Below are 13,590 nucleotides of genomic sequence, written 5' to 3'. Positions count from 1 at the left end.
TGACCATCTCACCGGCAACGTGCTTAAGGTGAGGTACAGCACAACCTCAATGAAGGGCAGGGGGAGCAAAGCCGGCCTAACTACAACGGTCTCTACAAGCGGTTCATCAAGACAGGCCTGTGACGAAGCTTTTCACCCGCATGATGGAAAGCAAAGACCACATTGCATTGCTGGTTGATGAATATGGCGTGATTTCTGGCATTGTGAGTGTGGAGAATACATTGTCGAGACGTTGCTGGGGCTGGAAATTACGGAGGAATCTGATGCGGTGGAGGACATGCAGAAGCTGATTCGGCTGAGGTGAAAAAGTCCGGTCAGCATGTACGGACTTTAGGGGTGATGAATCTTGCGCTTGAATATTTCTTCCTCGGTGGTGTGCTTGTATCATCAATTAAAAACAAATAATTAAACAAAGTATTGATAGTGAGTTGGATACGTGTGTGTAAGCTGAAGTGTAGCTAACAGGGGCATAAAAAACCTACACGAAGAAGTCAGTGGAGGCAGTATCATCTTCAAAAAAAGCTTTACTTTGTAACCTGCTTTTTCACCAACTTTACTATTACCATGCACATTGCAATCGTCGGCAACATTGGCGCCGGCAAAACCACCTTGGCTACCAAACTATCCCAGCACTTTAAGTGGGACCTATACTTGGAGGCAGTCGAGAATAACCCATACCTGAAAGATTTCTACGAGGACATGGAGCGCTGGGCTTTCCATCTGCAGGTGTTCTTCCTGAACAGCCGTTTTGGGCAGGTGCAGCAGATACAGGCCAAGGACGGGCATGTGATTCAGGACCGCACGATTTACGAGGATGCCTACATCTTCGCCAAAAATCTGCACCAGTCTGGGCTGATGACCACGCGGGATTACGAGAACTACTTTGCCCTGTTCCAGTCGATGATTACCATGGTGAAAGCACCTGACCTGATGATCTACCTGAAGGCTGACCTACCCAAGCTGATTGGGCAGATTGAGAAGCGCAACCGCGACTACGAGAACAGCATCAGCATCAACTACCTGCGCAATCTCAACGAGCATTATAACAACTGGATGAGCAACTACGACCAAGGCAAGCTGCTGGTGATCGATGTGAACAACATGGACTTTGTAGCTAACCCAGAGGATTTGGGAAGCATTATTGAGCGTATAAACAGCGAACTTTTCGGCCTGTTTTAAATCAAGACAAAAGTTTCGTATAGGTATAAGCCGCTACCCCGCTCAGGGGTGGCGGCTTTTTTTGTTGAAAAGGCTATTCAACGTCGAAGCTGAAGCCGCTTTCGTCGAATAAAATCGAATAAAGTTTGGCAGGAAGCTTACTTGGTCTGTGAATTAACTAATAGCTTATGGAACAGACCTTTTCTCCCAAACACCTGATTTTTCTTCTCGTCTGCATCTGCCTGTCACTTGTGACAGCTATACCTGTGTTGGCGCAAGGTAAGATAAGCGGCACAGTGAAAGAAGACGCTGCTAATGCAGCCCCCTTTGCCACCGTAACCCTATTGACAGCAACAGACAGCAGCTTGGTAAAGGGCAAAGTAACTGACGAGCGCGGACTATTTGTATTCGAGAACCTACCTTATGGAGAGTATCTTGTAGCGGTAAGGTATGTTGGTTTTCAGCCAGCTTATTCTGAAACGGTCCGCATACAGGCGGAGCAACCTGCACCTGATATTGGCGTTTTGCAGCTGCAGCGAAACACAAACCAGTTAGGCGAAGTGCTGATACAGGCGCAACGGCAGGTGGTGGAGCGCAGCCCCGACCGCTATACCTTGAACGTAGAAGCGAGCACATTTCAGAGCGATAACTTGCTGGATATTTTTAGGGCCATGCCCTTTGTGCAGGTGCAGGGCGAGAGCGTGTCGGTAAATGGAAAAGGCGGCGTTCTGATTCTGTTGGATAAAGTGCAAATGCCTGGCGCCACGCTTCAATCTGTGCTGGCAACCATGACAGGCGACGAAATCGAGAAGATTGATTTTATCACGAATCCATCTTCCCGCTACCCCGCCAACATCAGTACCGTTATCAGCATCACTACCAAGAGAGCCCGCACCTTAGGTATAACAGGTTCAGCCAGAAGTACCGTGTCGCAGGGCATCAGGGGCAGGGGACTGGTAGGCACCTCGCTTACCTACCGCCAGCAAAAATGGGTAAGCAACATCAACCTGAACTACAACAAATCACTGACACACTCCGAGCACGATGGCTATAGAGTGCCCCTAAATGGCAGCGGCCCTGTGCTGCACGAATATGGTTTATTTCGGTACAGTAACACCATACCCTCGGTGAGAGGTATGTTTGAGTATAAGCTGTCTGATAAGCACGCGCTGGGTATACAAGCTAACTATGTGCAGACAAGAGTGGACAATAATACTACTCTTAGCAAGCGAATTGATTTTGTGGAACAGCTCAACGGTACAACAGATTCCACCTTGCTGGCAGACGGGCGGGAATATTCCACTAGGCATGTACAGACTTACGGCCTTTACTACACGGGGAAGCTCGATAGCCTGGGCAAGTCGCTGGACCTTATCTTCACCTATACCCCGATTCAAGGCAACACCACCAACGAGATGCTGTCGCAAAACATGTACGGTCCTGATGGCAGCTTGTTGGGGCCTTTGAGAAGGGTGAGAAATGACAATCAGAGCAGGGCCAACATCATGGTCGGGCAGATAGATTGGGAGCTCCCTTTTCGGAACAGCTGGAATGTGACAGCGGGGGGCAAGATGACCATGTCAGGCAACCGCACGCAGCCGACGCAAGACTATTTGCAGGATGGACGCTTTATCCGCGACGAAGCTTTTAGCTTTGAGAACGTGTTTACGGAGAACATTCTGGCAGGCTACACCACGCTGGACAAACAGCTAGGCAAAACCACCCTGCGGGCAGGTATGCGGGTAGAGCACGCCACCATGCAAGTAGAGGACAAAGTGAACAAGCGCAAGCCTGTTGATCGTACTTTCACCGACTTTTTCCCAACGCTGATGTTGAGCCGCCCCATGACAGATGATTTGGTCATGACGTTGAATTATCGCAAAACGGTGCAGCGACCAAGTTTTAGTGTGCTCACCCCTTACCGGGTTTATCTCGACGATTTTACCATAGAAGAAGGAAACCCCGCTTTGCTGCCGCAGTACACGCATACTTTCTCGTTGAACGGCATTTACAAAAACAACCTCTATGTGGAGCTGGAGTACAGGCAGGAGCAGAACGTGTTCCTGAACCTGCCCATTAACCAGGACGGGGTGGCTCACTGGAAAAACAGGAACTTCGACATGACATCAGTCGGGGGCAATGTCAACTACAGCTACCAAGTGACCAACAGGTGGTCGGGCAGTGTGTTCGGTATGGGCGCTTTGATGACCTCTGCCATGAAGCAGGAAGAGTTTGGCGGCTTGGCTGTACCTACTAGCTTTTACCATGCGATAGGATGGCAAAACAGCTTCTCGCTGCCGCGCGACCTGAAACTGGAAACTGGTTTCAACTACACAGGGCCGTTTACTTATGGCTTAGCTGAATTAGTAGGCAACCACTATACCCGCGTAGCTCTGAAAGGAAACTTATTCAACAAGCAGCTGCAGTATACCCTGGCGGTTCTCGATGTGTTCAGGGGCAGCGTGAACGGCGGAGTGGTGAACAGCTCAAACATTCAGACCCGCTCCGTGAGCTATGATGATGCCAGGCGGGTGCAGCTGGGATTGGTATATAGGTTCGGCAAGCAAACCGTGAAGTCGGCAGCCAGTAAAAAGCTGGGCAACGAAGACGTGGTCAATAGAGCCAATTAAGCCATTTTCGCTATATTAGCTTTTCTTATACCTATACCTGCGGCTTACCCTAGCTGCAGGTATATGCTTCTCTTACATTTATATGACTGCAGTGGCTGGAAGTTTGGTTCGGATGGTTTCTCTTAAAGGTAAAGCACTTGACATCATTGTCTGGGGACTAATTTTTTTGATTTGCCTGAATGGGAATGCCTTTATGTTTGGGACAACATTTTTTGTTATGCCCACCCTAATTTATACTACCATACTTGTCTTACTGGTATATGCGAACCATCTGGCAGTGGTAAGGTTTGGCGCACATCTTATTAGTTCTGGAAGTTGGGTAATTTTTTCAATAGTCTTACTAGCTGCTTATGTGGCAAGTGTATTGGTCATTAAACTGCCACTAGACCCCTTAGTAAATCTTTTTCCAGACACGGGTCGGCTTCCCCAATTCGCTGTGGCAAATAAGCTAAGGTCGGTAGCAGACATATTTTCCTATATGAATCTTATTTGGGTATTGTCGCTCGTCTTGCTACCCAACGTGATCGCCGCTGCCTTTTACTACTTCAAAAGAAACTACGAAGCCAACAAACGAAACGCAATGCTGCAGAAAGAGAAAACCGAAATGGAGCTGAACTTCCTTCGAGCGCAGATTCACCCGCACTTCCTGTTCAACACGCTCAACAACATTTACGGTATGGTGATGGAGAACGAGAGGGCAGGGCAGGTGGTACTCAAGCTGTCGGACTTGCTGCGCTTTTCGTTGTATGAGAGCAGCGGCAAGCGCATACCTGTCGGGAGGGAAGTGGAGTTTCTGTCCGACTACATCAATCTGGAGCAGATTCGCCATCACAATACCCGCGTGGTTATCAGCTACAATTTCGAGCACATCGAAAATAGCGAAACGCCTATCGTGCCGCTTTTGCTCATCAGCTTTGTCGAAAACGCCTTTAAGCACGGGGTTAACGCTACCATTGGCAAAGCGTGGGTGCACATCCATCTAAAGCAGGAGCGCCAAACCATCCTATTTGAAGTGGAAAATAGCAAGCCCGCTACCAATAAAGAGCGCCCTGCAACCGCAGGTATAGGTATAGAGAACACGAAGCGACGCCTTGCCCTGCTTTATCCCGAAAAGCACCAACTGTCCATTACTGAAACAGCCGACTCCTATAAGGTCAGCCTAAAGCTTCAAACCCATGACTAAGCCCCTACGCTGCGTTATTATCGATGACGAGCCTATCGCACAGGAAATTATAGCCAAGTATGTGGCGCGGGTGCCTTTTCTGCAACTGGCAGCCGTCTGCGACAACGCCATCGAGGCACTCGTCACCATTCGCGAACAGCAGCCCGACCTGATATTTCTGGACATCAACATGCCCGAAATGACTGGGCTGGAAATGCTGCATCTGACGCAGGCGCACCAGATGCAAGTTATCCTGACTACCGCCTACCCTGATTACGCCTTGGACGGCTATGAACTGGCGGTGGCTGACTACTTGCTCAAACCGATCTCGTTTGAGCGGTTTCTGAAAGCAGTGCACAAGGTGGATGAGCAGGTTAGGATGCAGCGAGCTGTCAACAGTCCAGCTGAAAACGAACACTCGAAAAACAGAGGCGACCAACAAAACTTCTGGGTAAAGCAGGATAAGAAACTCGTTCAAATCAACACAGAAGAATTGATTTTGGTGAAAGGCATGAAAGACTACATCCAGCTATACCTGCCCAACCAGAAAATACTGACGCACATGACCATGGCTAAAATAGAGGAGAAGCTGCCTGCCACGCAATTTCTGCGGGTGAGTCGCTCTTATATCGTCCGCAAATCCGCCATCAGGGCGATAAACGGCAACATGATTGAGACAGAACTGGACGAAGAGATTCTGATTGGGAGTACTTATCGCGAACAGATTAAGCGGGAGATTGCGGAGTGGCTCTACTAGGTGTGTAGTAGTACGAATCGGTATAAGCCGTTGCCCCGTTCAGGGGCGGCGGCTTTTTCTTTTAGCTCAAATCCTGTATCTTTCTCTTGAAAAATAAAACTAACCTTATACAAACATGAAATCACGCCACCTGATACTGGCTGCTTCCGTGGCTGCCATGATGGCCGCCTGCACGGGCAGCACCACCAACGACGCGCAAACCTCCGAAACCGTGCAAACCGACGCCGCTGCAACTGACCTGCAGCAAAAACTGGGTATGTACACCACAGTGCGCCTAACTGCTGACATGAGCTCGCTCAGCGAAAAAGAACGCCAGATGATTCCGCTGCTGATCGAGGCCGGCAACATCATGGACGAGCTGTTCTGGTATGAAGCCTACGGTAAGAAAGACTCGCTGCTGAACGCGCTGACAGACGATGCCGCAAAGCAATTTGTGATGATCAACTACGGCCCTTGGGACCGACTGAATAATAATGAGCCTTTTATACCCGGGGTGGGGCCGAAACCCGATGCGGCCAACTTCTACCCGCACGATATGACGAAGGAGGAGTTTGAAAAAGCCAATCTGAAAGACAAGGCCAGCCAGTATACCTTCCTGCGCCGTGATGCCAACGGCCAGCTGATTACGGTGCCTTACCACGTGCAGTTTAAGGAGCAGGTGAAGCGAGCTTCTGACCTGTTGCGTCAGGCTGCTAACCTAGCCGAGGAGCCGGGGCTGAAGAAGTACCTGACCCTGCGTGCAGATGCCATGCTCAAAGACAACTACCAGCCTAGCGATTTGGCTTGGATGGACATGAAGAACAACCGCATCGATGTGGTAATTGGTCCGATCGAAACCTACGAGGATAAGCTGTTCGGTTACAAAGCCGCGCACGAAGCCTATGTGTTGATTAAGGACATGGACTGGAGCAAGCGCCTCGAGAAGTATGCGGCCTTTTTGCCGGAACTGCAGCGCGGACTGCCGGTGGCGCCCAACTACAAAAAAGAAACCCCCGGCACCGACTCCGACCTGAACGCCTATGACGTGGTGTATTACGCCGGCGACTGTAACGCGGGCAGCAAGACCATCGCCATCAACCTGCCAAACGACGAGGAGGTGCAGCTGAAGAAAGGCACACGCCGTCTGCAACTCAAAAACGCCATGCAGGCTAAGTTCGACAAAATCATGCTGCCGATCGCCGAGGAGCTGATTGCCGATGATCAAAAACAACATATCACCTTCGATGCCTTCTTTGCCAACACCATGTTTCACGAAGTAGCACACGGACTGGGCATCAAAAACACCATCAATGGCAAAGGCACGGTGCGGGAGACGCTGAAAGAGCACGCTTCCGCATTAGAAGAAGGAAAGGCCGATATCTTGGGGCTTTACATGATCACGCAGCTGCACAAGAAAGGCGAAGTGAGTGGCAGCCTCGAAGATTACTACACGACCTTTATGGCGGGCATTTTCCGCTCGGTACGTTTCGGGGCAGCCAGTGCACATGGCAAGGCTAATATGGTGCGCTTCAACTTCTTTAAAGAGAATGGTGCCTTTGAACGTGATGCACAGACCGGCAAGTACCGCGTGAACTATGTGAAAATGGGAGAGGCCATGGACAAGCTGTCTGAACTGATCCTGACGCTGCAGGGTAATGGCGACTATGCTGGCGTGGGCAAATTGCTGAATGAGCAGGGCCAGATCAGTGCCGAACTACAGGCAGACCTCGATATGCTGAGCCAGAAGAACATACCTGTGGATGTCGTTTTTGAGCAGGGCGTGGATGTGCTCGGACTGAGATAAAAAAGAAAAAATGGAGATACTGACTTGGAAGCAGGAAGGGTTCACGGCGCGAAAGTATACAGTGAGCGGAAACAATGGGCTGGTCGGCAGGCTGGACTTTAAAGGTTGGACAAGCTTTGATGCAGATTTTAGCTCCGAGCGAATCAATCTTGCTTTTCGAAGACAGGGCTGGCTGGAGCATGAAGTTACCATCAGCTTTAAGGGCGAAGTAGTGGGCATGAGTAAAACATCCGGCTTTGGCAAGACCACGACCACACTGGTAACAGGCGAAAGATTTGCACTGGAAAGTAAGGCGTTTGGCAGCAGCAGAGCCTTGGTGGATGCAGCTGGCAACACCGTGATCAATTTCGACCCAAGCAACTTTGGTGGCACAAAAGGAAACATCGCCATACATAGTGAAATCCCTGAACTGACCAAGCTGCTACTTGTGGCTACAGGGCTTTACTTCAAAACGCTGGCTGATAGCCAAGCCGCTGTCATGGTGGCAGTTTTTACTCCGATCTTTCTCCAGATCATCAGATAAGTATCTAACAAACTGATAAAAAAAGGCCCAGCCGTTTGGTTGGGCCTTTTTATTTTAATGCAAATCCGTCGCCTATGGTTTGTCTGACTGCACTGAGGGCAGAATGTGGAAAATTGCTTCTAAATATAGACAACTTAAAAAGCGGCCTAGGAGTAAAACTGTTTTCCAACTCACTTTAAATCAAATATTTAATTATGAAAAATTTAGTGAAATCCTTTTACGATTTTAACCGAAACAGCCCACAGGAACGCCAAGAGCGCAATCAACTGTACCCAGAACTGGCCAAGTTCCACATTGCCCTTCGTGAGGAAATGAGCGAAGAAGAGTACCAAGAATTCTTTAGGGCAGAGAAAGAAGCCTCTAGACCTCTAATGATCCCTACCCAAACGAACCCGACTCAATGGATGCGAATGTAGATTCTACTGATTATAGTAAATAAAAAAGGTAAACCCGCTCAAGGTTTACCTTTTTTATTTTTGTCAAGTTGGTTGCGGGCTTATGCCTCGTATACCTTGGGACAAACCGGATAGCTTTTACTTTTTTTTCTAAAGCCGCTCCAGCACGAGCTCAGCCCCATCTTCACCTACCAGCGAACCGATAGCCACACCCATACCTCCCATACGCACAGCGCAACACACGTGCTCCGATACTGGCTGGATGATGGTTGTCTTTTCAGGGCCAACACCCATAATGCCGCTCCAGCGCTGCTCTACTTCATAAGGCGTGTCGGGCAAGATGACTTCGCGCAACAGCTCGTCGAGTTTGTGCTGCACCAAATCCGTTAGGCCCATCTGGGTAGTCTCTTCTGTTTTGAAATCGAGGTTGCGGCCGCCACCGAACAGTACCCGGTTGCCGATGTTGCGGAAATAATAAAAGCCCTTGTCGTAATGGAAAGTGCCTTTGAAGCGGAGATCAGGTATAGGCTTGGTGATGAGCACCTGCGCACGGGCTGGCGCTACCTGCAACTGAGGCAGCAATTGCCTTGCGAAACCGTTGGTGGCCACTAGTGCGGCACGGGCAGGTATGGCGATGCCTTGTTTGGTGAGGGCAGTTATACCTTGGCTCTCTTCCTGCAGCGTTTCGATCTCCAGCCCGTTCAAAACAAACACACCCAAGGCCTGCACCTTTTGCGTAAGGGCCAAAATCATCTTGCCAGTGTCGATCTGCCCTTCGGCGGTGCTCTCGATCAGGTGGGATACGTGCCGGAAACCAAATTCCTTTATTTTAAGATCAGCCAGACGGTATACGTCCTGTTCGCCGGTCACTTGCTTTAGCTGTGTGTTTAGGTAGGGCAGTTGCTCAAGGCAGGCATCGTACAAGGGCTGTTGACTCTCCTCAAAAAGCTCGTAGCCGCCCCAGCGGTGGAAGTCGATGGCTTTGTCGCCGAGGTTTTGGCGCAGGCGCTGCAGACCTCGCCAGCGACGCTCCACCAGCGCAAACACATCGCTTTCACTGTGGTGACTCAGGTCGTCGAGCAGTTCAGAGGGGCTGCCGAAACAGGCAAAGCCGGCATTGCGGGTGCTGGCTCCGGTTGGTAGCAGTCCTCTCTCCGCCACCATTACCTTCAGGCTGGGCTGTTTGGTTTTCAGGTATAGCGCCGCATTTAGGCCTACGATGCCGCTGCCCACAATAAGCACGTCGATGTTTCCGAAATACGACTCCTTTTCCCAGAAACTCAATTCCATGACTAGTCGTCCTCCCGGGTATAGGTGTGCTTGTAATTACGGGCCGTAGCCTCGTCTATTATCTCAAAGCTGGTCAGCATGATCTCCCGCTCGCCATTGTTATAGCCGCGCACGAAAACACCTTCGGGGCTTTCGTAGATGGAGTAATTGTGTCGACCGAAAGGGTAGAGGTTATTGCTCTTCAGTGTGGTGGCATGGGTAAGGTCGGCCGTTTTGCCCTCCGGCGTCTTGATGATGAATCTTTTCTTATCTGTTGTCATGTGTCGCAATCTTCTAAAATCTTATCTAAGATAGCACTTATCTCTGAAGCGTGGCTTAAAACCATGAGGTGGCCGGCCCTTTTTATCTTGATGATGCCCGGGTAGGTGCCCATGGGCAGGATGCGGTCGGCCGTGCCGTGTATCATCATAGCGTTTTCGTAATGGTCGGGTTGATGCCAGTTAAGCAATTGCCCCACGGCCCAGCGCAGGAAATGCGGGTCCGTTTCGAGGATTACCTGTTTGAGAAGTGCTTTTTCGGCTTTTGTACTGGCTCCAAACAGGATAGGGCCTACAAAATGAAAGCGCTTGAGCAGCGGAACCGGTATGACACGATGCAGTCTCAAGAAACCCATCAGGCGATAATACCAAGGCAGAATCTTGCTGCTGGCGATGCTGGAGATGAGTATGGTCTTGCGTGGGTGCAGGAATTTGGCCAGTTCTATGGCCACCACGCCTCCAAACGACATACCCACCAACACCGGGTTCGGCTCTTTTATCTGTTCGGCCAGCCGGACGGCATATGCATGCAGCGGTTCGTCTTCATGGGGCTGAATCCACTGCACATATACTCTGTTCTTACACTTGAGGTGCAGAAACTGGAACATGCGCTCATCGGCACCAAGGCCACTGATAAAATAAACGGTGCTCATAGGCTTTGCTTCTCCGGTACAGACCCGGTTTCAGCTGCAAAGCTACGGCTTTTCAACTAATCCAGCAGAGCGACTTCTTGGCTCAGGAAAGCCATTACGTCTTGTACGGTTTCCGCTGCCTGTTCTTCCATGGGGATGTGACCTGCGCCCGCATATAGCCTGAGTTGAGATCCTTTTATACCTTTCTGAAAACGGCTCGCATCTGTAACAGGCACCCAAGCATCGGCCTCACCCCAAAGAATGAGCGTAGGCGCTTGTACCTGCGCCAACTTGTGCAGGTTGTCGTTGTCCACGGTGTTCAGGCGGGCGACAAAGGCATTGCGGTTGCCCTCGCGCAGCAACAGGTCATGGCTTAGGCTGATGGTTTCGGGTTTTAGCCGGCTGTCATCGCCATATACTTCTTTTAGACTCTGCTCCACAATAAACCGCGGGGTGACGTATTTCACGGAGTGTTTGAGCAGCGGCGTCTGCGCCATTCTGAAAGGCAACGTGATGCGCTTGTCGTTGGCATTGGTGACACCAGTAGGGGAAACCAATATCAGTTTATGCACCCGCTCCGGATAAGAGGCGGCAAAGTCGTAGGCAATCTGACCGCCAAGGGAGCTGCCGCCTATGTGGGCTTGGTCTATACCCAAGCTGTCTAGAAACTGATGCAATAGTTTGCTGTAGTAGTCGATGGAATAGGAGCCAGAGGCATTGGGGCCGGTGAGGCCAAAGCCGGGCAGGTCAAGCCGCAGCACCCGGTATTGCCTGCTGAGTTCGGCAGACCAGCCATCCCATGTGTTAAGCGAAGCGGCCGTGCCATGCAGCAGCACAATGGGTATACCTTGTCCCTCGTCGCGGTAATGCAGCTCAGCATCGCCTAGCTTCATAAAGTGAGAGGTGGGCGTTGTGTACTTCGCCTTCAACTCAGCTGCGGGTATATCAGCCCGAATCATAAGGGCAAAGGCCGCCACTAGGATCAGCGCAAGGGCTGTCACCATTCGTTTTACTTTGGGGAGCATAGAACCAACTTTAGCATAGTATATACTTGTACTAAAATATGAATTTGTTGTTTGTGTGCGTTCTCCATGTTAGGAATATTTTTCTAAAAGCCACAAAAAAACAGTCTGCCAAACTCTGACAGACTGTTTTTTTGTGGCTTTGCTCTTACTGGACGGCTTTACAACCCCGACTCCTCCCTGAACTTGCTTCCGAAGAAATAATACACAGGTATACCTAGTGCTACAATAATGAGTCCCGGCCAAGTATAGACCGGTTTATAAATGAGTAGGATGATGCAGATACCCGAAGCCAAGATTACATAAAGGGCAGGCAATATCGGATAACCGAAAGCCTTGTAAGGGCGCTTCAGATCCGGACGGCGTACCCGCAGCACAAACACCCCGATTACGGTAACGATGTAGAAGAGCATCACGGCGAAGATAACATAGTCGAGCAGGTCGTTGTAGGTGCCCGATAGGCAGAGCAGACAGGCCCAGATACATTGCAGCCACAGGGCAGCGGCCGGCACACCGTTCTTGTTCAAGTGGCCCATTTTCTGGAAAAACAGTCCGTCTTTGGCTATGGCATAGTATACCCGCGCACCTGACAGAATCGCCCCGTTGTTACAGCCGAATGTGGAAATCATAATCAGGATGGCGATACCCACTGTAGCCGGGTAGCCCCCAATTACTTCAGCGACAGCGGTTGCCACGCGGTCGTTGGAGGCGTATTTTATACCTTGGCCTAGCACATCGGTCGCGTTCGGGTCGCCGTTGAGGGGCAGCACCAGCAGGTATACGAGGTTGATGATTAGGTAGAGGCCCATCACAATAGCACTGCCGATGACCATGCTCAGCACGATCGTGCGCTTCGGGTTCACGATCTCGTCGCCGGAAAAGCCGATGTTGTTCCAAGAGTCAGCGGAAAACAGGGCGCCTACCATGGCAATGCCGATGGCGGTGATCAAAGCCATACCTACCGGAGGAGCCTCGCTGGCACCTGTGGCAGCAGCGGCAGAGCCCCAAAAATCGGAGAAATTGGCCTGCACCGCCGTGTCGTTGATGCCGAAAAGCAAACCGAAGAGTATCAGGCCAAAGAGGGCGATGAGTTTGGTGCTTCCGAATATGTTTTGAATCAGCTTGCCGCTTTTCACGCCGCGTGAGTTGATGTAAGTCAGGTATACGATGCTCAGAATAGCCAGCAGCTGCACGGAGCTAAATTTGAAACCGAGTATGGAAAACAGCACATTGTCTTCGCTGAACCAAGGTATAAGCACCCCGGTGAAACGGGCGAAGGCCACCGCCACAGCCGCAATCACGCCCGTCTGTATCACCAGAAACAGCGTCCAGCCATAAAGGAAGGCGACCATCTTGTTGTAAGCTTCTTTCAGGTATACATACTGTCCGCCTACTTTTGGGAACATAGACGAGAGTTCGCCATAGCTGATGGCGCCCACCATGGTTAGGAAGCCCGACAGCACCCACACCAGCAGCATATTGCCCGGCGTAACCACCGCCCGCGAAATATCAGCGGTCACAATGAATATACCCGAACCGATCATGCCGCCCGTCACGATCATAATCGCGTCAAAAAGGCCTATCTCCCGCTTAAACCCGGTTTCTCCCTTGCTCTCCTGCACTTGCTGCGCTTCTTTTATATCCTGCATCCTGTCTTGTGGCCACTTGTCAATCCAGCGCCGTTTTTCTAAAAGTTGATTGTGTTAGCTGCCACGAGTATCTCTGAACAGCCTAAAGACAAAATTAAACCTAATTTCCGGGTATAGCGCAAATGGGATACAATGCGGCATGTTTAAGTTTTGATAGGAGGAATTATATATAACTATACCTAGTGATTTTTGGGCTTTTTGGCTAAAAAATAATTAATCCGTTCGTCCGGTTTTCAGAAGTGTTCACGGAGGTTTTCAGCTTGTTGGTATAAAACAGTAGTGATTTGCGCAACAGTACCTTGCATAACAAAGTACTATATAATAACTTTGTC

The 13,590-nt window shown here is 50.3% G+C and carries 12 protein-coding genes; 7 read left to right on the top strand and 5 right to left on the bottom strand.

What is annotated here, in order from left to right:
* The first annotated feature begins 564 nt into the window (after positions 1-564).
* The 7 genes from Q1A04_RS06025 to Q1A04_RS05995 all read left to right on the top strand — a co-directional run bounded on the left by Q1A04_RS06025 (position 565) and on the right by Q1A04_RS05995 (position 8,429).
* A complete protein-coding gene (locus Q1A04_RS06025; protein ID WP_299702550.1) occupies positions 565-1,179 on the top strand; it encodes a deoxynucleoside kinase in 615 nt (204 codons plus the stop codon).
* Positions 1,180-1,346: 167 nt separating this feature from the next.
* Complete coding sequence (locus Q1A04_RS06020) at positions 1,347-3,788, top strand: outer membrane beta-barrel protein (protein ID WP_299702547.1); 2,442 nt, start codon at positions 1,347-1,349, stop codon at positions 3,786-3,788.
* Between the two features lie 478 nt (positions 3,789-4,266).
* On the top strand, positions 4,267-4,971 hold the full coding sequence (locus tag Q1A04_RS06015; RefSeq protein WP_299702544.1) for a sensor histidine kinase: 705 nt from the start codon (positions 4,267-4,269) through the stop codon (positions 4,969-4,971).
* On the top strand, positions 4,964-5,707 hold the full coding sequence (locus tag Q1A04_RS06010) for a LytTR family DNA-binding domain-containing protein (RefSeq protein ID WP_299702541.1): 744 nt from the start codon (positions 4,964-4,966) through the stop codon (positions 5,705-5,707). The genes Q1A04_RS06015 and Q1A04_RS06010 overlap by 8 nt, the downstream gene beginning before the upstream one ends.
* 115 nt (positions 5,708-5,822) lie before the next feature.
* Positions 5,823-7,490: a Zn-dependent hydrolase gene (locus tag Q1A04_RS06005; protein ID WP_299702538.1), complete on the top strand. Its 1,668-nt coding sequence runs from the start codon at positions 5,823-5,825 to the stop codon at positions 7,488-7,490.
* Positions 7,491-7,500: 10 nt separating this feature from the next.
* Positions 7,501-8,013, top strand: a complete 513-nt coding sequence (locus Q1A04_RS06000; protein WP_299702535.1) for a hypothetical protein — start codon at positions 7,501-7,503, stop codon at positions 8,011-8,013.
* Between the two features lie 194 nt (positions 8,014-8,207).
* Positions 8,208-8,429: a hypothetical protein gene (locus Q1A04_RS05995; RefSeq protein WP_299702532.1), complete on the top strand. Its 222-nt coding sequence runs from the start codon at positions 8,208-8,210 to the stop codon at positions 8,427-8,429.
* Between the two features lie 129 nt (positions 8,430-8,558).
* Here the strand turns inward: Q1A04_RS05995 and Q1A04_RS05990 are convergent, their stop codons facing one another.
* From Q1A04_RS05990 to Q1A04_RS05970, 5 genes are all read right to left on the bottom strand, one after another.
* On the bottom strand, positions 8,559-9,698 hold the full coding sequence (locus Q1A04_RS05990; protein ID WP_299702529.1) for an FAD-dependent oxidoreductase: 1,140 nt from the start codon (positions 9,696-9,698) through the stop codon (positions 8,559-8,561).
* Between the two features lie 2 nt (positions 9,699-9,700).
* The gene (locus Q1A04_RS05985) at positions 9,701-9,958 is read right to left on the bottom strand and encodes a hypothetical protein (RefSeq protein ID WP_299702526.1); all 258 of its coding nucleotides are present in this window, start codon (positions 9,956-9,958) and stop codon (positions 9,701-9,703) included.
* Positions 9,955-10,608 carry an alpha/beta hydrolase gene (locus Q1A04_RS05980; RefSeq protein ID WP_299702523.1) on the bottom strand — a complete coding sequence of 218 codons (654 nt, stop codon included), beginning with the start codon at positions 10,606-10,608 and terminating at the stop codon, positions 9,955-9,957. Before Q1A04_RS05980 ends, Q1A04_RS05985 begins: the two co-directional genes overlap by 4 nt.
* A 56-nt stretch (positions 10,609-10,664) precedes the next feature.
* Entirely contained in the window at positions 10,665-11,612 is a 948-nt protein-coding gene (locus tag Q1A04_RS05975) for an alpha/beta hydrolase (protein ID WP_299702520.1), read from the bottom strand.
* Positions 11,613-11,770: 158 nt separating this feature from the next.
* Complete coding sequence (locus tag Q1A04_RS05970) at positions 11,771-13,258, bottom strand: amino acid permease (protein ID WP_299702517.1); 1,488 nt, start codon at positions 13,256-13,258, stop codon at positions 11,771-11,773.
* Positions 13,259-13,590: the final 332 nt, after the last annotated feature.

Source organism: uncultured Pontibacter sp., from assembly GCF_947499215.1.
Taxonomy (GTDB): domain Bacteria; phylum Bacteroidota; class Bacteroidia; order Cytophagales; family Hymenobacteraceae; genus Pontibacter.
Note: the sequence above shows the minus strand (reverse complement) of the source record. Positions and strands in the feature narration are given on the sequence as shown.

What these genes read in the sequence shown, in the direction of transcription:
- Q1A04_RS06025 (WP_299702550.1), top strand. Translation starts at nt 565, where the DNA reads ATGCACATTGCAATCGTCGGCAACATTGGCGCCGGCAAAACCACCTTG.
- Q1A04_RS06020 (WP_299702547.1), top strand. Translation starts at nt 1,347, where the DNA reads ATGGAACAGACCTTTTCTCCCAAACACCTGATTTTTCTTCTCGTCTGC.
- Q1A04_RS06015 (WP_299702544.1), top strand. Translation starts at nt 4,267, where the DNA reads ATGAATCTTATTTGGGTATTGTCGCTCGTCTTGCTACCCAACGTGATC.
- Q1A04_RS06010 (WP_299702541.1), top strand. Translation starts at nt 4,964, where the DNA reads ATGACTAAGCCCCTACGCTGCGTTATTATCGATGACGAGCCTATCGCA.
- Q1A04_RS06005 (WP_299702538.1), top strand. Translation starts at nt 5,823, where the DNA reads ATGAAATCACGCCACCTGATACTGGCTGCTTCCGTGGCTGCCATGATG.
- Q1A04_RS06000 (WP_299702535.1), top strand. Translation starts at nt 7,501, where the DNA reads ATGGAGATACTGACTTGGAAGCAGGAAGGGTTCACGGCGCGAAAGTAT.
- Q1A04_RS05995 (WP_299702532.1), top strand. Translation starts at nt 8,208, where the DNA reads ATGAAAAATTTAGTGAAATCCTTTTACGATTTTAACCGAAACAGCCCA.
- Q1A04_RS05990 (WP_299702529.1), bottom strand. Translation starts at nt 9,698, where the DNA reads ATGGAATTGAGTTTCTGGGAAAAGGAGTCGTATTTCGGAAACATCGAC.
- Q1A04_RS05985 (WP_299702526.1), bottom strand. Translation starts at nt 9,958, where the DNA reads ATGACAACAGATAAGAAAAGATTCATCATCAAGACGCCGGAGGGCAAA.
- Q1A04_RS05980 (WP_299702523.1), bottom strand. Translation starts at nt 10,608, where the DNA reads ATGAGCACCGTTTATTTTATCAGTGGCCTTGGTGCCGATGAGCGCATG.
- Q1A04_RS05975 (WP_299702520.1), bottom strand. Translation starts at nt 11,612, where the DNA reads ATGCTCCCCAAAGTAAAACGAATGGTGACAGCCCTTGCGCTGATCCTA.
- Q1A04_RS05970 (WP_299702517.1), bottom strand. Translation starts at nt 13,258, where the DNA reads ATGCAGGATATAAAAGAAGCGCAGCAAGTGCAGGAGAGCAAGGGAGAA.